The following is a 20,233-nucleotide window of genomic DNA, read 5'->3' as shown; positions in this document are numbered from 1 at the left end:
GGATGTCAGGAACAAACTCTCATAAAGCTCCCTTCAAGCACTGCGCCGGGTCCTACCCTCACCCCAGCCCTCTCCCGGAGGGAGAGGGAGCCGTCCGTGCCGGCTGACACCATGGTTTCGTCCTGCACCGATCAGTCCCCACTCCCTTCGGAGCGAGGCCCGTAGCCAGGGTGAGGGTGAGGAGCCGCATGGCAGCCAAATCAGAATGAAGCACCGAGCCCCCGAAGTTCCAGCTCCAAGCTTCATTGCCCCACGGAACCCATCGCGAGCAAGCTCGCTCCTACAGTTTCTCCTGAAGTAATCGGAATCCAACCATGCCCGCTTCCCGCCCCCACGCCGAACTCAAATGGTCGCCCATCGAAGGCCGCGTCGCGCTGGTCGCGCCGGCCTCGGCGATCGCCGAAGAAGTGCTGGAGGCCACCCTTCGTCAATTGGAGGTGCAGGGCATCGACTACCACCTGGGCGCACACGCCGACGCCCGCTACCGCTACCTGGCCGGTACGCCGGAGCAACGCCTGGAAGACTTCCACGCCGCCTTCGAGCTGACAGATGTCAGCGCCGTCTGGTGCCTGCGCGGTGGCTACGGTTGTGGACAACTCATCCCGCTGCTGGATTGGCAGCGCATCGAGGCAGCTTCGCCGCGCCCGCTGATCGGCTTCTCGGACATCTCCATCCTGCTCAGCGCCTTCCATCGGCAGGGGCTGCCGGCGATTCACGGCATGGTCGCTACCGGACTGGGCCTGCAGCCGCTGAGCGCCCCCAGCGAGCAGCGTGAACGCTTGGCCTCGCTGGCCTCGATCAGCCATGTGCTGGCCGGCGGCCCCGGCAAACTGGCAGTGCAGCATCTGGCAGGGCCGAAAGCGGCTGTAGAAGGCGAACTGATCGGCGGCAACCTCACCGCGCTGGCCTGCATGGCCGGCACCGAAGGTGCGCTGTACGTACCCGACGGCGCGATCCTGATTCTCGAAGACGTCGGCGAGCCCTACTACCGCATCGAGCGCAGCCTCTGGCAACTACTCAACAGCCTGCACGGCGCACGCCTGGGCGCGATCTGCCTCGGCACCTTCACCGATTGCCCGCGCAAGGGTGTAGCCCACAGCCTGGAAGAAATCTTCGCCGAGTACGCCGCGCAACTGGGCGTGCCGCTCTACCATGGCCTGCCCAGCGGCCACGGCGCGCACAACCGCGCCTGGCCCTATGGTCGCCAGGTGGTGCTGGAAGGAAAATCCCTGCGCTGGGATTAGGGTCTGTTTACGATCTCGCGAGCTGGAGCAGAACAAGGCGAGGACAGCTGAGAAAGCGGAGTTGACTGCCGTCAATGAGCATTTCTCGGCTGGCCTCAACGCCGTTATGCCGACGCGCAGCAGATCGCAAGCAGGCTCTTAATGTGCATCGCGCGGCAGCAGCAGGCCCAGCGGCAGGCAGACGCGCGCTTCCACGCCACCACCCTCGCGGTTGCGCAACTCGATGCTGCCGCCGTGCTGTTCGGCGATGCGCTTGACGATGGCCAGGCCGAGGCCGGTGCCCTTGCCGCCGCGAGCTTTGTCGCCGCGGAAGAAGGGGTTGAAGATATTCTCCAGTTCCTGCGGATCGACACCCGCGCCACGGTCCAGCACGCTGAGCACGACGTAGGGCGCGCCGCCACCGCCGGCCACGTGGGCCGCCACTTCGACCTTGCCGCCACCATGGTTCAGGCCGTTCTCGATCAGGTTGCCGAGCAGGCGCTTGATCGATACGCGACGGAAGCGGAACAGCGGCAGAGTTTCCAGGCACAAGCGCACGCGGTTGCCGGTCTGGTTGAAGGCATCGGCCACTTCGCGGATCAGGTCGGCGAGGTCACCCTCTTCCACCGGCTCGTCGCGGCCGTCGCGGATGAAGGCGAGGAACTGGTCGAGGATGGCGTCCATGTCCTCGATGTCACGGACCATGTCCTCGACCATCTCGCGGTCACTGTCGGGCATCAGCTCCAACGACAGGCGCAGACGCGTCAGCGGCGTACGCAGGTCATGGGAGACGCCAGCCAGCATCAGCTCGCGCTCGCGCCCGGCCTGCTCGACATCATCGGCCATCTGGTTGAAGGCGCGGTATACCTCGGCCATTTCGCTGGGCGTTTCCTGCCCCAGGGGCAGGCGCACGCTGCGCCCCTTGCCGAACTCGCGGGAGGCGAAGACCAGGCGCTTGAGCGGCTGGCTGAGTTGCCGCACGAAGATCCAGGCCGCCGCCGTGGACAACAGGCCGATGCCGAGGAACCAGCCCAGCACGCTCCAGATCTGCTGGCCGCGCAGCGGGTGCGGGTACAGCGGCACGCCGATCCAGCCGTCACCCAAGGTCGGCGCGCGCACCCAGAGCATCGACGGATGATGGATGCGCAGGCGGGTCTCGGTGTCGATGCCCAGTTCCATGCGCATCTGCCGCTGGAAGATCTCGGTGTACGGCCAGTGCACTTCCTCCGGCTGCCCCTGCTCGTGGGGCGCCCACTTCAGCCCGGCGGACTGGGCGATGGCCTCCCGCGATTTCTCGTCCGCGGCCCAGTAGGCGCGTACGGTCAGCGCCGCGCCATGGCTGTACTGGCGGTCAACCAGCATGTCTTCGTTCATCAGCAGGTAGACCAGGGTCAGCGCCTTGGAGAACAGCACGACGATGAGCACCAGCCAGAGGGTGCGGGCGAAGAAGCTTTGCGGGAACCAGAGGGGTGTTTTCAAGAACGGACTACCAGGGAACACGAATTGTAGGAGCGAGCTTGCTCGCGAACCCGCATCGGCGCGAGGCATTGTTCGCGAGCAAGCTCGCTCCTACAGGTTGAATCACTTGCGCGCAGCGCCGTCCGGCACGAATACGTAGCCCACGCCCCAGACGGTCTGGATGTAGCGCGGCTTCGATGGATCGGGCTCGATCAGTCGGCGCAGGCGGGAAATCTGCACGTCGATGGAGCGCTCCAGGGCGTCCCACTCGCGGCCGCGGGCCAGGTTCATCAGCTTGTCGCGGGTCAGCGGCTCGCGGGCGTGCTGCACCAGGGCCTTGAGCACGGCGAACTCACCGGTGGTGAGCATGTGCACTTCCTCGCCCTTCTTCAGCTCGCGGGTGGCCAGGTGCAGTTCATAGTCGCCAAAGGTGACGATCTCGTCCTCGCCCGCCGGCGCGCCCGGCACCAGCGGCGCCTGGCGGCGCAGCACGGCCTTGATCCGCGCCAGCAGCTCGCGCGGGTTGAAGGGTTTGGCCAGGTAGTCGTCAGCGCCCTGTTCCAGGCCGGAGATGCGGCTGGACTCGTCGCCCTTGGCGGTGAGCATGATGATCGGGATCTGGTTGTTCGAGTCGCGCAGGCGCTTGCACGCGGAGAGGCCATCCTCGCCGGGCATCATCAGGTCGAGCACCACCAGCTGGAACAATTCGCGGGCCAGCAGGCGGTCCATCTGCTCGGTGTTTTCAACGGCGCGGACACGGTAACCCTGCTCATCGAGGAAGCGTTCCAGCAGACGGCGCAGGCGTGCGTCGTCATCGACCACGAGGATCTTTTCGCCTTCCGGCAGGGTGGCAGCGTTGCTCATGGAAACTCCCAGAATCTGATTCGGCGGGCATTATCGCCCAGCCGCCGTGCTTCACGGCTTGTCCATTGTTAGCAGATTTTTCCCCGACCAGCCGCCCACCCGGTGAAATTGTCGTGGGTATAATGCGGCGCTTTTGCGGCGGGGCGTTGTCACAGAGCCTGTCGAATGACCGGGAAACCCGGTCCAGATGCTCTGTTATGAGCCTGTTCATGATCTTTCGAGCTAGAGCAGAACAAGGCGAGGACAGCTGAGAAAGCGCAGTTGACTGCAGTCAATGAGCATTTCTCGGTTGGCCTCAACGCAGTTATGCCGACGCGCAGCAGATCATGCGCCCCGTATTTTGTTGGTTTCACCAGGTGGATTTATGGACAGCATCAACACCCGTATCGCCGAAGAGCTTTCCGCACTGCCCTCCGGCCGCGTTCAACCGCAGCAAGTCGCCGCTGCCGTCGCCCTGCTCGATGAAGGCTCCACCGTCCCCTTCATCGCCCGTTACCGGAAAGAAGTCACCGGCAGCCTGGATGATACCCAGCTACGCATGCTCGAAGAGCGCCTGCGCTACCTGCGTGAACTGGACGAGCGCCGTGGCGCGATCCTCGCCAGCATCGAGGAACAGGGCAAGCTGACCCCGGAACTGGCCCGCGAGATCAACCTCGCCGACACCAAGACCCGCCTCGAAGACCTCTACCTGCCCTATAAGCAGAAGCGCCGCACCAAGGGCCAGATCGCCCTGGAAGCCGGCCTCGGTGAACTGGCCGATGCCCTGTTCAACGACCCGAACCTGACCCCGGAAACCGAAGCCGCGCGCTTCGTCGATGCCGAGAAGGGCTTCGCCGATACCAAAGCCGTGCTCGAAGGTGCCAAGTACATCCTCATGGAGCGCTTCGCCGAGGACGCCACCCTGCTGGATCGTCTGCGCAGCTTCCTCAAGGACAACGCCACCCTGACCGCGCGCATGGTCCCCGGCAAGGAAACCGAAGGCGCCAAGTTCAGCGACTACTTCGAACACGACGAGCCGCTGAAGAACGCTCCGTCGCACCGCGCCCTGGCGATCTTCCGCGGCCGCAACGAAGGCATCCTGAGCGTCGCCCTGAAGGTCGGCGAAGAGCTGCCGGGCACCTCGCACCCGTGCGAAGTCATGATAGGCGAGCGCTTCGGCGTGAGTAACCAGGGCCGCGCCGCGGACAAGTGGCTGTCCGAAGTGGTGCGCTGGACCTGGAAGGTCAAGCTCTACACCCACCTGGAAACCGATCTGCTGGGCGAGCTGCGCGAAGGCGCCGACCTCGAGGCGATCAACGTCTTCGCGCGCAACCTGCACGACCTGCTGCTGGCCGCCCCGGCCGGCCCGCGCGCCACCCTGGGTCTCGACCCGGGTCTGCGCACCGGCGTGAAGGTCGCCGTGGTCGACGCCACCGGCAAGCTGCTGGACACCGCCACCGTCTACCCGCACGTGCCGAAGAACCAGTGGGACCAGACCATCGCCGTGCTCGCCGCGCTGTGCGCCAAGCACCAGGTGGAGCTGATCGCCATCGGCAACGGCACCGCCAGCCGCGAGACCGACAAGCTGGCCGCCGAGCTGATCAAGAAATACCCGGCGCTCAAGTGCACCAAGATCATGGTCAGCGAGGCCGGCGCTTCGGTGTACTCGGCATCCGAACTGGCCGCCAAGGAATTCCCGGAGCTGGACGTATCGCTGCGTGGCGCCGTCTCCATCGCCCGCCGCCTGCAGGACCCGCTGGCCGAGCTGGTGAAGATCGAGCCGAAATCCATCGGCGTCGGCCAGTACCAGCACGACGTGTCTCAGCTGCAGCTCGCGCGCAGCCTGGACGCGGTGGTGGAAGACTGCGTGAACGCCGTCGGCGTGGACGTCAACACTGCCTCCGCCGCCCTGCTGGCGCGCATTTCCGGCCTCAACAGCACCCTGGCGCAGAACATCGTCGCGCACCGCGACGCCAACGGCGCGTTCCGCACCCGCGACGACCTGCGCAAGGTCAGCCGCCTGGGCGACAAGACCTTCGAACAGGCCGCCGGCTTCCTCCGCGTGATGAACGGTGACAACCCGCTGGACGCCTCCGCGGTGCACCCGGAAACCTACCCGCTGGTGCAGCGCATCGCCGCCGACACCGGCCGCGACGTGCGCTCGCTGATCGGCGACTCGGGCTTCCTGAAGCGCCTGGACCCGAAGAAGTTCACCGACGAGCAGTTCGGCCTGCCTACCGTCACCGACATCCTCAAGGAACTCGACAAGCCCGGCCGCGACCCACGCCCGGAGTTCAAGACCGCCGAGTTCCAGGAAGGCGTCGAGAGCCTGAAGGACCTCACCCCCGGCATGGTGCTCGAAGGCGTGGTGACCAACGTCACCAACTTCGGCGCCTTCGTTGACATCGGCGTCCACCAGGACGGCCTGGTGCACATCTCCGCCCTGTCGGAGAAGTTCGTCAAGGACCCGTACGAAGTGGTCAAGGCCGGTGACATCGTCAAGGTCAAGGTCATGGAAGTGGATATCCCGCGCAACCGCGTCGGCCTGTCCATGCGCATGAGCGACACCCCAGGCGAGAAGGTCGACGGCCCACGCGGCGGTGGCCGTCCCGGCAACGGCGCGCCGCGTGGCGAACGCAGCGCTGCCCCGCGCCAGCAGGAGAAGGCTCCGGCGAACAACGCCATGGCCTCGCTGTTCGCCAACGCCAAGCAACTGAAGAAGAAGTAAGGAGGGTCCATGAGCGAGATGCCCGCCCGCGAGCTGATGATCAGCCGCTTCAGCGATACCCTCGGCGTGCAGCCGATCCGTGTCGCCGACGGCGAAGCCGAGGTGCTGCTGCCAATGGCCGAGCACCTGCGCAATCGCGGCAACGTCATGCATGGCGGCGCACTCTTCACGCTGATGGACATGACCATGGGCCTGGCCTGCTCCAGCGCCCATGGTTTCGACCGGCAGAGCGTCACCCTGGAATGCAAGATCAACTACATCCGCGCGGTATCCGAAGGCGAAGTGCGCTGTGTGGCCAAGGTCCTGCACGCCGGGCGCCGCTCGCTGGTGGTCGAGGCTGACATCCACCAGGGCGACAAGCTGGTCGCCAAGGGACAAGGCACCTTCGCCCAGCTGTAATTCGCGCCGCGACAACTGACCTATGCTGTATGCCGGAGCCCCGGATTTGCGGGCGTCGGCGCAGCGCCTCGATAAAGCCAGGCGACCACGCCGGTTGTTCTCCCCTTGTAGACCGCCCAGTCCACCCCCATAGTGGGGCGATTGCCGTGTGAAGGACTTCCAACTTGAGCGACCAACTCTCCCGCCGCCTGGCCCTGCTTGGCGATGCCGCCAACCTGTCCCTGCTCACCCAGTGCCTGCACGGTATCGAGCGCGAATGCCTGCGCGTCGATGAACGCGGCAAGCTCGCCCTGACCCCGCATCCACGTGCCCTGGGCTCGGCGCTGACCAACCCGCAGATCACCACGGACTACTCCGAGTCACTGCTGGAATTCATCACCCCGACCTCCACCAGCGTCGAGAAGACCCTGGACGAGCTGGGCGAAATCCACCGCTTCGCCAGCGGCAAGCTCGACGGCGAGTACCTGTGGAGCCCGTCCATGCCCTGCGAGCTGCCGGATGAAGAGACCATCCCGATCGCCCGCTACGGCAGCTCGCATATCGGTCGCCTGAAGTACGTCTACCGCAAGGGCCTGGCGCTGCGCTACGGCAAGACCATGCAGTGCATCGCCGGCATCCACTACAACTTCTCCCTGCCCGAAGGCATCTGGGAGCTGCTGCGCGAAGATGAAGGCAGCGAGAAGAGCGCGCGGGACTTCCAGTCGCACCGCTACATCGCGATGATCCGCAACTTCCGCCGCTACAGCTGGCTACTGATGTACCTGTTCGGCGCATCGCCTGCGCTGGACGCCGGTTTCCTGCGCGGCCGCCCGCACGGCCTGGAATCCTTCGACGAGCACACCCTCTACCTGCCCTACGCAACCAGCCTGCGCATGAGCGACCTGGGCTACCAGAACAACGCCCAGGCCGGCCTGACGCCCTGCTACAACGACCTGGACAGCTACATCGACAGCCTGCGCCGCGCGGTGAGTACGCCCTACGCGCCGTACGAGAAGGTCGGCACCAAGGTCGATGGCGAGTGGGTGCAGCTCAATACCAACATCCTGCAGATCGAGAACGAGTACTACTCGAGCATTCGCCCGAAACGCGTCACCTACACCGGCGAGCGCCCGATCCAGGCCTTGATGGCCCGTGGCGTGCAGTACGTCGAGGCGCGCTGCCTGGACATCAACCCCTTCCTGCCGCTGGGCATCGACGTCACCGAAGCACGCTTCCTCGACGCCTTCCTGCTCTACTGCGCACTCTCCGACAGCCCACCGCTGGGTGGTTGCGAGTGCGGCTCGGCCACCAGCAACTTCCTCAAGGTGGTCAAGGAAGGTCGTCGTCCGGGCCTGAAACTCGAACGTGGTGGCCAGCAGATCGAGATGACAGCATGGGCGAGCGCCCTGCTCGACGGCATCGCACCGATCATCGACCTGCTCGACCGCGCCAACGGCAGCGACCTGCACGCGCAGAGCCTGGCCGAGCAGCGCGCCAAGATCGCCGATTCCAGCCTGACTCCGTCCGCCCGCGTTCTGGCGGAAATGCGCGAGCGTGGCGAAAGCTTCGAAGCCTTCGCCCTGCGCTATAGCCGCCAGCATGCCGCCACCCTGCAGGGCGAACCGCTGCCGGCCGAGGAGCAGGCACGCTTCGAAAGCATGGCCAGCGAATCCCTGGCCGAGCAGGCGGAGCTGGAGAAGCAGCCCGAAGGCGATTTCGACACCTTCGTCGCCGCGTATCAGGCGAGCATCCTGGGCCTGCTCAGCGTCTGACGGAGCAAGAAATCGCTGACATGCAGCTCAAAGAGTTCTGATCGGCATCCTGTGAGGGCGGGGAGAGAATTCCCCTCCCTGCGGATCGCAACCGGCACCACCGGCGCGATCCGCGCAAGCCTTCTCAGGAAAGCGATTCATGTCTCCCCCTTCATCCCCCTGGACCCTCCAGCAACTGGAGACCGCCTACAAGCAGGGCTATCTGGAAGCGCTGCTCGAACGACAGCCTCGCCGCCCCATCCATGAAGTCCTGGCCGCCAGCTGGGAAGCCGGCTGGCTCGATGGCAGCAAACGGTTGCGCCAGCACCAGAGCCGCCCCCAGGCAGCGCCTCGCAAAGCGCTACCACTGATGGTGCGGATCAGGCACTCGGTGAAGCAGCACGCGCCCATCTGATCAGAGGGTCTTCTCGAACACCTGGGAATTGCGCTGGTAGTTGTACAGCGACGCCCGCGCCGCCGGCAGGCGCTCCACGCTGCTGGGCTGGAAGCCGCGCTCGCGGAACCAGTGGGCGGTCCGCGTGGTGAGCACGTAAAGGGTCTTCAGGCCGAGGTTGCGCGCGCGCTGTTCGATGCGGTCCAGCAGGTCGTCGCCGCGACCGCCGTGGCGGTACTCCGGGTTCACCGCCAGGCACGCCAGTTCGCCTGAGTCCGAATCGGCGATGGGATAGAGCGCCGCACAGGCGATGATCAGCCCTTCGCGTTCAACGATGCTGAACTGCTCGATCTCGCGCTCCAGCACTTCGCGGGAACGGCGCACCAGGATGCCCTGCTCTTCCAGCGGGCGGATCAGCTCCAGCAGGCCGCCGACGTCCTCGATGCCCGCCTCGCGCAATTGCTCGAACTGCTCCTGGGCCACCAGGGTGCCGTTGCCGGTGCGGGTGAAGAGTTCGCTGAGCAGCGAGCCGTCTTCGGTGTAGCTGACGATATGGCTGCGACGCACACCCGCGCGACACGCCTGGGCAGCGGCATCCAGGAGTTCGCCCTGGTAGCTCGTGCCGAGACGCTCCAGGTGCGCCGGCACTTGCTGCGGGCGCAGCTCGCGCACCAGCTTGCCGGCCTCGTCCATCAGACCGCGCTCGGCTCCGTAGAGAATCAGTTTGTCCGCGCCCAGGTCGATGGCCGCGCGCATGGCCACGTCCTCACAGGCGAGGTTGAAGATTTCGCCGGTGGGCGAATAGCCCAGCGGCGAGAGCAGCACGATGCTGCGCTCGTCGAGCTGGCGGTTGATGCCCTTGCGGTCGATCCGACGGACTTCGCCGGTATGGTGATAGTCGATACCGTCGACCACGCCGATCGGCCGCGCGGTGACAAAGTTGCCCGAGGTCACGCGCATCCGCGAGCCCTGCATGGGCGAGGCGGCCATGTCCATGGACAGGCGTGCCTCGATGGTGATGCGCAGGCTGCCCACCGCATCGATCACACAGCCCAGGGTCGGCGCGTCGGTGACGCGCAGGCCACGGTGGAAGCGCGGCGCCAGTCCGTGGGAGGCCAGGCGCGCCTCGATCTGCGGGCGCGAGCCGTGTACCAGCACCAGACGCACGCCCAGGCTGTGGAGCAAAACCAGATCGTGGACGATATTGCCGAAATTGGGATCTTCGACGCCTTCGCCGGGGAGCATCACCACGAAGGTGCAGTCCCGGTGCGAGTTGATATAGGGCGAGGCGTGGCGCAGCCAGTTGACGTAGTCGTGCATTGCTTGAAAAGCCTGTCGTTCGAGTGGGCGGAAATCTGTCGGATGCGGCCGAGGGCACGGCCAGGGGCGGCGCGGTTATCGTCGTCGCAGGAACATCGACAGGTTTCTCCTCTTGGATAGGTCGGGCCCGTTGTCGGGGCGCTCTACAGGCAACTCTTCATCAACAGTTTCTGACGCAGGAACAACAGTCTTACAGACAGTAATGACGGATCAGTCCGCGCAGCAGTTCCACGGTGGGCTCGATGCGCTCGAGCTCGAGGTGTTCATCCGGCTGGTGGGCACAGGCGATGTCGCCAGGACCCAGCACCAGGGTCTGGCAGCCGAGCTGCTGAAGATACGGTGCTTCGGTGCCAAAGGCTACCGCTTCCGCCGTGTGCCCGGTCAGACTTTCGGCCAGCCGCACCAGCTCGCTCTGTGCCGGCTCCTCGAAGGGTGGCACGGCCGGGAACAGCGGCGCGTAGTCGATCTTCACCGCGTGGCGTTCGGCGACGGGCTTGAGCCGCTCGCGGATGGCCTGACGCAGAGCCTCCGGAGCCATGCCCGGCAGCGGGCGCAGGTCGAATTCCAGAGCGCACTGGCCGCAGATGCGGTTGGGGTTGTCGCCGCCGTGGATGCAACCCAGGTTGAGGGTCGGCTGCGGCACGCTGAACTGCGGGTTGTTGAACTCACGCTGCCACTGGCTACGCAAGCCCTGCAATTCGCCCATTACCGCCTGCATCGCCTCCAACGCGCTGCGCCCCAGGCTGGGGTCGGAGGAATGGCCGCTCTGCCCGAGGATGTCGATGCGCTCCATCATCACGCCCTTGTGCAGGCGGATCGGCTTGAGGTTGGTCGGCTCACCGATCACCGCCGCGCGGCCCAACGGCCGACCCGCCTCGGCCAGCGCGCGGGCGCCGGCCATGGAGCTTTCCTCGTCGCAGGTGGCGAGGATGATCAGCGGCTGCTTGAACGGCTGCTCCAGCAGCGGCAGCAGAGCTTCGATGACGAGGGCGAAGAAGCCCTTCATGTCGCAGGAACCCAGGCCGAACCAGCGCCCATCGCGCTCGCTCAGGCCCAGCGGATCACTTTTCCACAGGGCCTCGTCGTAGGGCACGGTATCGGTGTGCCCGGCCAGCACCAAGCCGCCAGGGCCGCTGCCCAGGGTCGCGACCAGGTTGAACTTGCCCGGCGATACCGGCTGCATTTCGCAGGCAAAGCCGAGGTCAACCAGCCAGTTGCCCAGCAACTCGACCACCGGACGGTTGGACTGATCCAGCGCGGGCTGGGTGCAGCTCACCGAGGGAATGGCGATCAGTTCGGCGAAGCGTTGTTTCAGCGGCGGCAACGGCATGGCTTTCTCCAGAAGATGGACACCACTATGGACCATGCGACGGTGCGGTAAAACCTCGCGGCGCCCGGCAGGAACGCCGAAGTCCTGTAAACTGCATGACTTTGAAGTCTTTTTCGCGCCCGTCGTTCCGTCCTTCGTACAACAAGCTCGGAAACGGGCGCGGCCGCTCTGAACCGGACCCCCGCCATGCAGAAAGAAACCGAAATCAAATTGCGCGTCAGCCGCGAGACCCTCGAAGCCCTGCGCGATCACCCAGCGCTGAAGAAGCGCAACAAATCCGGCTGGGAGCCCCGCGAGCTGTTCAACCAGTACTACGACACCCCCGCCCGCGACCTGGCTCGCGCCCGCGTGGCGCTGCGCATGCGCAAGGATGGCGAGCAGTTCATCCAGACCCTGAAGACGCGCGGCCAGAGCGTTGCCGGCCTGTCCGAGCGCAACGAGTGGGACTGGTACCTGGAGAAGAACAAGCTCGACCTGAAGAAACTCGACGACCAGTGCTGGCCGGCCGCCCTCGCCGACCTGGACAAGAAGAGCCTGAAGCCGATCTTCAGCACCGACTTCACCCGCCAGCGCGCCGAGATCGCCTGGGGTCGCGGCAAGGCCAAGGTGGTAATCGAGGCCGCCCTGGACCTGGGCAAGGTCGTCGCCGGCAAGCAGCAGGAGGAAATCTGCGAGCTGGAACTGGAACTGCGCCAGGGCGAGCCAGAGGCGCTGCTGGAACTTGCCATCGAGCTGGCCGCCGACCTGGCGCTGATGCCCTGCGACATCAGCAAGGCCGAGCGCGGCTACCGCCTGTTCGACCCGGCCAGCTACAGCATCCAGCCCGACACTCAGAAGCTGCTCCATGAAACCCCGCTGGACGGCGCCTTCGCCGCGCTGTCCTGGGCGCTGCTGGGCAGCAGCCAGCGTCTGGCCGAGCAGTACCGCTTCAACGGCCACTGGAGCCTGCTGGAAAGCTGGCTGCAACAGTTGGTCGACCTGCGCGCCCTGCTCGGCAGCCTCGGCCAGGCCGTGCCGCGCGCCAGCACCCGCGAGCTGCGCGCAGCCCTCGACGCACTGATCGCCGACTGGCAACCGCGCATCGAACAGGGCCGCCACGACGACGCCGTGCGCCAGCAGATGCCGGCAATCTTCCTCGAGGAACTGGCCAACGTGCGCTGGGGTCAGTTCTCCCTGAGCACTTCGCGCTGGCTGCTGGGCAAGGCCTGGACCCTTGAGCGCAATGAACGCGCCAACCGCCTGGGCGGCTCCGCCGTCGGCAAGTGGCTGCAGCGCACCCTGGCCGAAGAGGCCCAGGCCATGCCGCTGCAACGTGCCCAGCAATTGCCCGAGGTACTCGCCGACCAACTGCCGCGCCTGCAACGCATGCTGGTCTGGCTGCGCCTGGCGCGCGGCGTGCTGGAGCTGCCGGAAACCGATCGCCTGTATGGCGAACTGGCCAAGCTGCAGGAGCTGCTCGTCACTCCCGACGCCGAGGGGCGCCTGGATGCCCTCGCGGCCCAGGCCCATACTGTGCTGACCCTCAAGCCGTGGAAGGCGCTTTTGAAATAAGCTTCGCGCGTACCGCGGTGCAGGCTTTTTTGTAGGAGCGAGCTTGCTCGCGAACAGAGCCGGCGCGGTGCCAAGCCGGGTTCGCGAGCAAGCTCGCTCCTACAGGAATCTTCGCTGCGGCGTCGTTCTTCACGACCAACAGGAGTTCCGATGTCCGTCTTTGCCCCATCCGCCCAGGACCGTCCGCTCGACCTGGGCGACATCCTGCGCGAACTGGTCACCCAGGGCCGTGTCGCCCAGGATGACGCCGAGCAGTGCCTGGCGATCCGCCGCAGCGCCGTGAAGAACCAGCAGCACCCGCTGGAATTCCTCGCCGCGCAGCAGGTCGCGGACCGCCAGCGGCCGGGGCACAAGCTGGACCTGGATACCCTGGTAAGGTGGCTGGCGGACTTCTCCGGACAGCCCTACCTGCGCATCGACCCGCTGAAGATCGACGTCGCCGCGGTCACCCCGCTGATGTCCTACGCCTTCGCCCAGCGCCATCTGATCCTCGCGGTCGCGGTGGCCCCGGATGAAGTCACCATCGCCAGCGCGCAGCCATTCGTGCACGCCTGGGAGAGCAACCTCACCCACGTGCTCAAGCGCCCGATCAAGCGCGTAGTGGCCAATCCGGTGGACATCCAGCGCTTCACCGTGGAGTTCTACCGCCTCGCCAAGTCGGTGACCGGCGCCAGCTCGCAAGACCAGAAGATCAGCGGTATCGGCAACTTCGAGCAATTGCTCAACCTGGGCGCCAGCGACCAGGAGCCCGATGCCAACGACGCGCACATCGTCACCATCGTCGACTGGCTGTTCCAGTACGCCTTCCAGCAGCGCGCCAGCGATATCCACATCGAGCCGCGCCGCGAGCAGGGCACGGTGCGCTTCCGCATCGACGGCGTACTGCACAACGTCTACCAGTTCCCGCCGCAGGTCAGCATGGCGGTGGTCAGCCGCCTGAAGACCCTGGGCCGGATGAACGTCGCCGAAAAGCGCAAACCGCAGGACGGCCGGGTGAAGACCAAGACCCCCGACGGCGCCGAGGTGGAGCTGCGGCTCTCGACCCTGCCCACCGCTTTCGGCGAGAAGATGGTGATGCGGATCTTCGACCCCGAGGTGCTGCTCAAGAGCTTCGACCAGCTCGGCTTCTCCCCCGATGACCTGCGCCGCTGGGAGAGCATGACCAGCCAGCCCAACGGTATCATCCTGGTCACCGGGCCCACCGGGTCGGGCAAGACCACCACGCTCTACACCACGCTCAAGCAACTGGCGACCGACGAGGTGAACCTCTGCACCATCGAGGACCCGATCGAGATGATCGAGCCCTCGTTCAACCAGATGCAGGTGCAGCACAACATCGACCTGACCTTCGCCAGCGGCGTGCGCGCCCTGCTGCGCCAGGACCCGGACATCATCATGGTCGGCGAAATCCGCGACCTGGAGACCGCCGAGATGGCGATCCAGGCCGCGCTCACCGGCCACCTGGTGCTCTCCACCCTGCACACCAACGACTCGCCCACCGCCATCACCCGCCTGCTGGAACTGGGCGTGCCCTACTACCTGATCCGCGCCACCGTACTGGGCGTCATGGCCCAGCGCCTGGTGCGCACCCTGTGCCCGCACTGCAAGGCACCGATGGAGCTGCACGAGGAGGACTGGCAGGAAGTCACCCGCCCGTGGAACGCCCCGCTGCCCACCGGCGCGCACCAGGCCGTCGGCTGCCTGGAGTGCCGCGACACCGGCTACCGCGGGCGCGCCGGCGTGTACGAGATCATGCTGCTGAGCGAATCGTTGAAGGAGCTGATCACCGCCGACACCGACCTCATTCCGCTGCGCCGCCAGGCCTTCAAGGAAGGCATGCGCAGCCTGCGCCTTTCCGGCGCGCAGAAGGTCGCAGCGGGCCTGACGACCATCGAGGAAGTCATGCGGGTCACTCCGCAAAGCGAGCAGAAGTAAGCCGCCCGTCAGGCACACCAGGAAATATCCGGCGCAGACTGCTGCACTTTCCTGCATGCCAGTCTGGCCGGGCAGTTACACTCGAGCCTCACTCGATCCACGCCAGACCTTTCATCCAGCAGACAAGGAGTCCTTTGCATGGAAATCGGCAGTGTCGCCCTGCTCTTCGTCATCCTCGCCATCGTCATCGTCCTGATGGGGTTCAAAGTCGTGCCCCAGGGCTACGAATGGACCATCGAGCGCTTCGGCCGCTACACCGTCACCCTCAAGCCGGGCCTGAGCCTCATCATTCCGGTGGTGGACCGCGTCGGCCAGAAGATCAACATGATGGAGCGCGTGCTCGACGTACCGCCGCAGGAAGCCATCAGCGCCGACAACGCCATCGTGCAGATCGACGCCGTGTGCTTCTTCCAGGTGGTCGACGCGGCGCAGGCGGCCTATGAAGTGAGCGGGCTGGAAAACGCCGTGCGCAACCTGGTCATGACCAACATCCGCACCGTGCTCGGCTCCATGGAGCTGGACCACATGCTCAGCCAGCGCGACGCGATCAACGAACGCCTGCTGCGCACCGTCGACGAGGCCACCGCGCCCTGGGGCCTGAAGGTCACCCGCATCGAGATCAAGGACATCAGCCCGCCGGCCGACCTGGTGGAAGCCATGGCCAGCCAGATGAAGGCCGAGCGCCTCAAGCGCGCGCAGATTCTCGAAGCCGAAGGCCGCCGCGCTGCGGAAATCCTCACCGCCGAAGGCAAGAAGCAGGCACAGATTCTTGAAGCCGAGGGCCTGCGCCAATCGGCCTTCCTCGAATCCGAAGCCCGCGAACGCCAGGCCGAGGCTGAAGCCAAGGCGACCCAGGTGGTCTCCGAGGCCATCGCCAGCGGCAACGTGCAGGCGATCAACTACTTCGTCGCCCAGAAGTACGTCGACGCCCTCGGCCAGCTGGCCAGCTCCAACAACAGCAAGATCGTGCTGATGCCGCTGGAGGCCAGCCAGGTGATCGGCGCGGTGGGCGGCATCGGCGAAATCGTCAAGGCCACCTTCGGCGAAAGCAAAGGGCGCAGCTGATGGCCGCCTTTCTCCAGAACCTCGGTTTCTGGGACTGGCTGGGCCTGGGCATCGTCCTGCTGATCCTGGAAATCTTCGGCGCCGGCGGCTACCTGCTGTGGATCGGTATCGCCGCCGCACTGACTGGCGTGCTGTCGTTCCTGCTGCCGGGGCTGGACTGGGTCTGGCAATGCCTGGCCTTCGGCGTGCTGGCGATCCTCACCGCGTTGTACTGGTGGAATCACCAGCGCCTGAACAGGCGCGCCGCGCAACCTTCCAGCCTCAACCGTCGCGGCAGCGAGCTGGTGGGCCGCCAGTTCGCCCTGCATGACGCCATCGTCGGCGGTCGCGGAAAGATTCGCGTCGGCGACAGCGTGTGGCTGGTCAGCGGCCCGGACCTGCCGGCGGGCGCGCCAGTGCGCGTGACCGGACAGGAGGGCGTGCTGCTTCTCGTCGAGCCCGTCTGAGCACCGCCCCACCGGCCCACGCGCCCTTCCGTAGGGCGTACAGCCGCTAGCGGCTGTACGCCGATCCAACGATCATCATCGAAGTTGTGGGGCCAACCTCGGAATGTCCTGAAACCAAGGCCAAACGGCGGATAACGTCGAACGTTATCCGCCCTACGCGCTGGCCGCCCCGCCCCCCGGCTTTAACTGTAGGAGCGAGCTTGCTCGCGAACCCAATCCCCGCCGCGGGACCTGTTCGCGAGCAAGCTCGCTCCTACAAAAACCATGAAAAAGCCCGCCAATTGGCGGGCTTTTTTATTCAGGCGATGCTCAGCTCGCCGCTGGCTGCGCCGGGGCGCGGCGATAGGCCCAGACCATCAGCGCAATCCCGCCCAGCACCATCGGTACGCACAGCACCTGCCCCATGGTCAGCCAGCCCCACGCCAGGTAGCCCAGCTGGGCATCCGGCACACGGACGAACTCGACGATGAAGCGGAAGATGCCGTAGCACAGCACGAACAGGCCGGACACCGAGGCGGTCGGCCGCGGCTTGCGGGTGAACAGCCAGAGCACGACGAACAGCGCCACGCCTTCCAGCGCGAACTGGTACAGCTGCGACGGGTGGCGCGGCTCCGGGCCGCCGGTGGGGAAGATCATCGCCCAGGGCACATCGGTCACCTTGCCCCACAGTTCGCCGTTGATGAAGTTGCCGATGCGCCCGGCGCCCAGGCCGATCGGCACCAGCGGCGCGATCAGGTCCATCAGCTGGAAGAAGCTCTTGTTGTTGCGCTTGCCGAACCACCAGGTGGCCAGCATCACGCCAATCAGCCCGCCGTGGAACGACATGCCGCCCTTCCAGACCTCGAAGATCAGCGTCGGATTGGCGATGTATTCGTCCAGGTTGTAGAACAGCACGTAGCCCAGGCGACCGCCCAGCACCACGCCGCACGCCACCCAGAAGACCAGGTCGGAGAGTTTCTCCTTGGTCCAGGTCGGATCGAAATCCTTCAGCTTGCGCGACGCCAGCAGCCAGGCGCCGCCGATACCGATCAGGTACATCAGGCCGTACCAGTGGATTTTCAGCGGCCCGAGCGACAAGGCAACCGGGTCGATCTGTGGATAAGGCAACATCCGCTTCTCCTAGCAGGAACTCAGATCAGAAAACTCAAGCCCACGCTGAACAACAGCAGGGCAAACAAACGCTTCAGGACCTTGGCCGGCAGCCGATGCGCCAGACGTGCCCCGATGCGGGCAAAGAACATGCTGGTAACGGCAATGCCCACCAGCGCCGGGAGGTAGACGAAGCCCAGGCTCATCTCCGGCAGCTTTTCGTTGTGCCAGCCGACGACGATGAAGGATATCGCGCCGGCGATGGCGATCGGCAGGCCGCACGCCGAGGAAGTCGCAACTGCCTGTTGCATGGAGACGCCACGCCAGGACAGCAAAGGCACGGTCAGCGAGCCGCCGCCGATACCAAAGATTGCCGATGCCCAGCCCACCACGCCTCCGGCCACGCCCAGGCCGAAGCGCCCGGGCAGTCCCCGCTCGCCCTTTGGCTGCAGACCCAGCGCCATCTGGATCGAAACCAGAATGGCGAAGGTGCCGATGATCTTCTGCAGCACCGGGCCCTGGATCTTCGACGCGGTGACCGCGCCCAGCGCGCTGCCGACCAGGATCCCAACGGTCATCCAGGCGAATACCGGCCAGAGTACGGCGCCGCGGCGGTGGTGTTCGAGGATCGAATTGATCGAGGTGAAGATGATGGTTGCCAGCGACGTGCCGACCGCCATCTGGGTCAGCACCTCGGGTGAGAAGCCATGGGCGGTGAAACTGAATACCAGGGCCGGGACGATGATCAACCCGCCGCCGACGCCGAACAGGCCGGCGAGCACGCCAGCGCAGGCGCCAAGCACCAGGTAGAGCACGAACTCCATGGGCAACCTCGGGCAACAAAGCGGGCATGGTAGCCGAAGGCTCCCGGGCGCTCCAGCCACTCCGGGACATCGGCGGATGTTGATAGACTGCCGGCACACCACGGAGTTCGACCCATGTGCCTGATCGTCTTCGCCTGGCGTCCCGAACACGCCACGCCCCTGATCGTCGCGGCCAACCGCGATGAGTTCTACGCCCGCCCGACTCTGCCGCTGGCAGCCTGGGAGGATTATCCCGGCCTCTACGCCGGCCGCGACCTGGAGGCCGGCGGCACCTGGCTGGGGGTGGCGCCGGACGGACGCTTCGCCGCGCTGACCAACGTGCGCGACCCTGGCCAGCAGGCAGGCCCGCGCTCCCGTGGCGAACTGGTGGCAGCCTTCCTGCAGGGCCGGCAATCGCCGCTGGAGTACCTGCAGCAGGTGGCCCGCCGCACCTCGGACTACAGCGGCTTCAATCTGCTGGTGGGCGATCGCACGCAGCTCTGCTACTTCAATCCCCGCGTCGGCCCGCCGGTGGCGGTGGCGCCGGGCGTGCACGGTCTGTCCAACGCCGCGCTGGACACACCCTGGCCAAAACTGCTTGCCGCCCGCAACGGCCTGGTGACAGCGTTGGAGAAACCAGACACCCGCTCCTTGGTTGCGCTGCTGGCGGATAATCGTCAGCCCAGCGAAGCGGAGCTGCCAGACACCGGCGTCGGCCTGGCGACGGAGCGCCTGCTTTCCAGCATATTCATCGCCAGCCCGACCTACGGCACCCGCGCCAGCACCGCGCTGATCGTCCACGCCGATGGTCGCCGCGAGTTCCTGGAGCACAGCTTCGGCCCCAGCGGAGCGCGTCTGGGCGAGGTTTCCCTGATCGTCTAGCAGACAACGATGCAGTCGCGCTGGCCCTTGGCGCGGTAGAGCCCGTCGTCGAGGCGACGCAACAGCGCCATCAGATCCTCGCCGGGCTGCATCGCGGTAACCGAGAAGCTGGCGGTGAGTTGCGTGGGTAGCGAGATATCTGCCCGGCGCAGGCTCAGGCGCAGGCGCTCGGCCAGTTCCCGCGCCGCTTCGCAGGTGGTTTCCGGCAGCAGCACGATGAATTCCTCGCCGCCCCAGCGGGCAAAGCAGTCCTCTTCACGCAGGCGCCGCCGCACCACTTCGGCGACCGCCACCAGCACGCGGTCGCCAGCCTGGTGGCCGAGGCTGTCGTTGATGCGCTTGAAGTGATCGAGGTCGAACATCATCAGCGCACAGCCGTGGTGGTGCCGTTGCAAGCGCTGCCACTCGGCATGCAGTTGCTGTTCGAAGCGTCGCCGGTTGGCGATCTGGGTCAACGGGTCGATCTCTGACAGGCGCAGGGCGACGGCCGCCTGTTCCGCCAACGCCTGGTTGGCTTGGCGCAACGCTTCGGTGCGGGTGTGTACCAGCAGCTCCAGGCTCAGGTTGAGCTGGTGCAGTTCGTGGTTCTTCTCCTGCAGCGCCAGCTCCGCCAGCTTGCGTTCGTGGATGTTGCGGTGTGCACCGATCATCCGCGTGGGCTTGCCGCTCCCGTCGAACTCGAAGAAACGCCCATGATCGCTGACCCACAGGTAGCTGCCGTCCAGGCAGCGGCAGCGATACTCCTCGCGGTAGACGCCGCTGCGACCCTGCACGTAGGCATCGAAGGCGAACATGACCCGGCCGAAATCTTCGGGGTGGATGATCTCGTGCCAGGTGGCAACGTTTTCCGGAAGGCTGTCGGGGTCGTAGCCGAGCATGGCGTACCAGCTCGGGCTGCGGGTGACATGGTTGGTGCGGATGTCCCAGTCCCAGATGCCGTCGCTGACGATACTCAGGGCATAGCGCAGGGTGCGGGCGCTGCTATCGCCCTCCGTGCAAGGGGTGACGTCGAGCTCTTCCATAAGCTTCGTCCTGGC

At 65.9% G+C, this 20,233-nt stretch carries 17 protein-coding genes; 10 read left to right on the top strand and 7 right to left on the bottom strand.

Annotation, left to right across the window (positions count from 1 at the left end; genetic code table 11):
* Positions 1 to 314 precede the first annotated feature (314 nt).
* Complete coding sequence (locus AC2T4A_RS06620; RefSeq protein WP_416748978.1) at positions 315 to 1,244, top strand: S66 peptidase family protein; 930 nt, start codon at positions 315 to 317, stop codon at positions 1,242 to 1,244.
* A 138-nt stretch (positions 1,245 to 1,382) separates the two neighbouring features.
* Here the strand turns inward: AC2T4A_RS06620 and AC2T4A_RS06615 are convergent, their stop codons facing one another.
* Both AC2T4A_RS06615 and ompR read right to left on the bottom strand, forming a co-directional pair.
* The gene (locus AC2T4A_RS06615) at positions 1,383 to 2,702 is read right to left on the bottom strand and encodes an ATP-binding protein (protein WP_416748976.1); all 1,320 of its coding nucleotides are present in this window, start codon (positions 2,700 to 2,702) and stop codon (positions 1,383 to 1,385) included.
* A 102-nt stretch (positions 2,703 to 2,804) separates the two neighbouring features.
* Positions 2,805 to 3,545: an osmolarity response regulator transcription factor OmpR gene (gene ompR, locus AC2T4A_RS06610; RefSeq protein WP_416748974.1), complete on the bottom strand. Its 741-nt coding sequence runs from the start codon at positions 3,543 to 3,545 to the stop codon at positions 2,805 to 2,807.
* 364 nt (positions 3,546 to 3,909) lie between these two features.
* On the opposite strand from ompR, the gene AC2T4A_RS06605 reads away from it, so the two are divergent.
* The 4 genes from AC2T4A_RS06605 (at position 3,910) to AC2T4A_RS06590 (ending at position 8,796) form a co-directional block, all read left to right on the top strand.
* Positions 3,910 to 6,252, top strand: coding sequence for a Tex family protein (locus tag AC2T4A_RS06605; RefSeq protein ID WP_486742943.1), 2,343 nt, complete (start codon positions 3,910 to 3,912; stop codon positions 6,250 to 6,252).
* 36 nt (positions 6,253 to 6,288) lie between these two features.
* The gene (locus tag AC2T4A_RS06600) at positions 6,289 to 6,651 is read left to right on the top strand and encodes a PaaI family thioesterase (RefSeq protein WP_416749141.1); all 363 of its coding nucleotides are present in this window, start codon (positions 6,289 to 6,291) and stop codon (positions 6,649 to 6,651) included.
* Positions 6,652 to 6,815: 164 nt separating this feature from the next.
* Positions 6,816 to 8,402, top strand: a complete 1,587-nt coding sequence (gshA, locus tag AC2T4A_RS06595) for a glutamate--cysteine ligase (RefSeq protein WP_486742942.1) — start codon at positions 6,816 to 6,818, stop codon at positions 8,400 to 8,402.
* A gap of 139 nt (positions 8,403 to 8,541) precedes the next feature.
* Positions 8,542 to 8,796 carry a hypothetical protein gene (locus tag AC2T4A_RS06590; RefSeq protein WP_486742941.1) on the top strand — a complete coding sequence of 85 codons (255 nt, stop codon included), beginning with the start codon at positions 8,542 to 8,544 and terminating at the stop codon, positions 8,794 to 8,796.
* Here AC2T4A_RS06590 and argA read toward each other — a convergent pair whose 3' ends face one another.
* Both argA and argE read right to left on the bottom strand, forming a co-directional pair.
* Positions 8,797 to 10,095 carry an amino-acid N-acetyltransferase gene (gene argA / locus AC2T4A_RS06585; protein ID WP_478377696.1) on the bottom strand — a complete coding sequence of 433 codons (1,299 nt, stop codon included), beginning with the start codon at positions 10,093 to 10,095 and terminating at the stop codon, positions 8,797 to 8,799.
* A gap of 190 nt (positions 10,096 to 10,285) precedes the next feature.
* Positions 10,286 to 11,425 carry an acetylornithine deacetylase gene (argE, locus tag AC2T4A_RS06580; RefSeq protein ID WP_416748964.1) on the bottom strand — a complete coding sequence of 380 codons (1,140 nt, stop codon included), beginning with the start codon at positions 11,423 to 11,425 and terminating at the stop codon, positions 10,286 to 10,288.
* Between the two features lie 186 nt (positions 11,426 to 11,611).
* Here argE and AC2T4A_RS06575 point away from each other — a divergent pair, with 186 nt between their 5' ends.
* The 4 genes from AC2T4A_RS06575 to AC2T4A_RS06560 all read left to right on the top strand — a co-directional run bounded on the left by AC2T4A_RS06575 (position 11,612) and on the right by AC2T4A_RS06560 (position 16,422).
* Positions 11,612 to 12,976, top strand: a complete 1,365-nt coding sequence (locus AC2T4A_RS06575; RefSeq protein WP_486742940.1) for a CYTH domain-containing protein — start codon at positions 11,612 to 11,614, stop codon at positions 12,974 to 12,976.
* A gap of 150 nt (positions 12,977 to 13,126) precedes the next feature.
* Entirely contained in the window at positions 13,127 to 14,911 is a 1,785-nt protein-coding gene (gene tfpB, locus AC2T4A_RS06570) for a type IV pilus assembly ATPase TfpB (RefSeq protein WP_416748960.1), read from the top strand.
* A 138-nt stretch (positions 14,912 to 15,049) separates the two neighbouring features.
* The gene (locus AC2T4A_RS06565) at positions 15,050 to 15,976 is read left to right on the top strand and encodes an SPFH domain-containing protein (RefSeq protein ID WP_416748958.1); all 927 of its coding nucleotides are present in this window, start codon (positions 15,050 to 15,052) and stop codon (positions 15,974 to 15,976) included.
* Entirely contained in the window at positions 15,976 to 16,422 is a 447-nt protein-coding gene (locus AC2T4A_RS06560; RefSeq protein ID WP_486742939.1) for an NfeD family protein, read from the top strand. Before AC2T4A_RS06565 ends, AC2T4A_RS06560 begins: the two co-directional genes overlap by 1 nt.
* Before the next feature lie 309 nt (positions 16,423 to 16,731).
* Here the strand turns inward: AC2T4A_RS06560 and lgt are convergent, their stop codons facing one another.
* Complete coding sequence (gene lgt, locus AC2T4A_RS06555; protein ID WP_416748954.1) at positions 16,732 to 17,532, bottom strand: prolipoprotein diacylglyceryl transferase; 801 nt, start codon at positions 17,530 to 17,532, stop codon at positions 16,732 to 16,734.
* Positions 17,533 to 17,552: 20 nt separating this feature from the next.
* Positions 17,553 to 18,335 (bottom strand): sulfite exporter TauE/SafE family protein, encoded by a 783-nt coding sequence (locus AC2T4A_RS06550; RefSeq protein ID WP_486742938.1) that lies wholly within the window; start codon positions 18,333 to 18,335, stop codon positions 17,553 to 17,555.
* A gap of 114 nt (positions 18,336 to 18,449) precedes the next feature.
* Here AC2T4A_RS06550 and AC2T4A_RS06545 point away from each other — a divergent pair, with 114 nt between their 5' ends.
* Complete coding sequence (locus tag AC2T4A_RS06545; protein WP_486742937.1) at positions 18,450 to 19,196, top strand: NRDE family protein; 747 nt, start codon at positions 18,450 to 18,452, stop codon at positions 19,194 to 19,196.
* Here the strand turns inward: AC2T4A_RS06545 and AC2T4A_RS06540 are convergent.
* A complete protein-coding gene (locus tag AC2T4A_RS06540) occupies positions 19,193 to 20,218 on the bottom strand; it encodes a GGDEF domain-containing protein (RefSeq protein WP_486742936.1) in 1,026 nt (341 codons plus the stop codon). The genes AC2T4A_RS06545 and AC2T4A_RS06540 overlap by 4 nt on opposite strands.
* Between the last annotated feature and the right edge of the window lie 15 nt (positions 20,219 to 20,233).

It is taken from the genome of Pseudomonas sp. PVC-3-1, assembly GCF_057444315.1.
The sequence above is the reverse complement of the archived record's forward strand: the minus strand, read 5'-3'. Positions and strand labels throughout refer to the sequence as shown.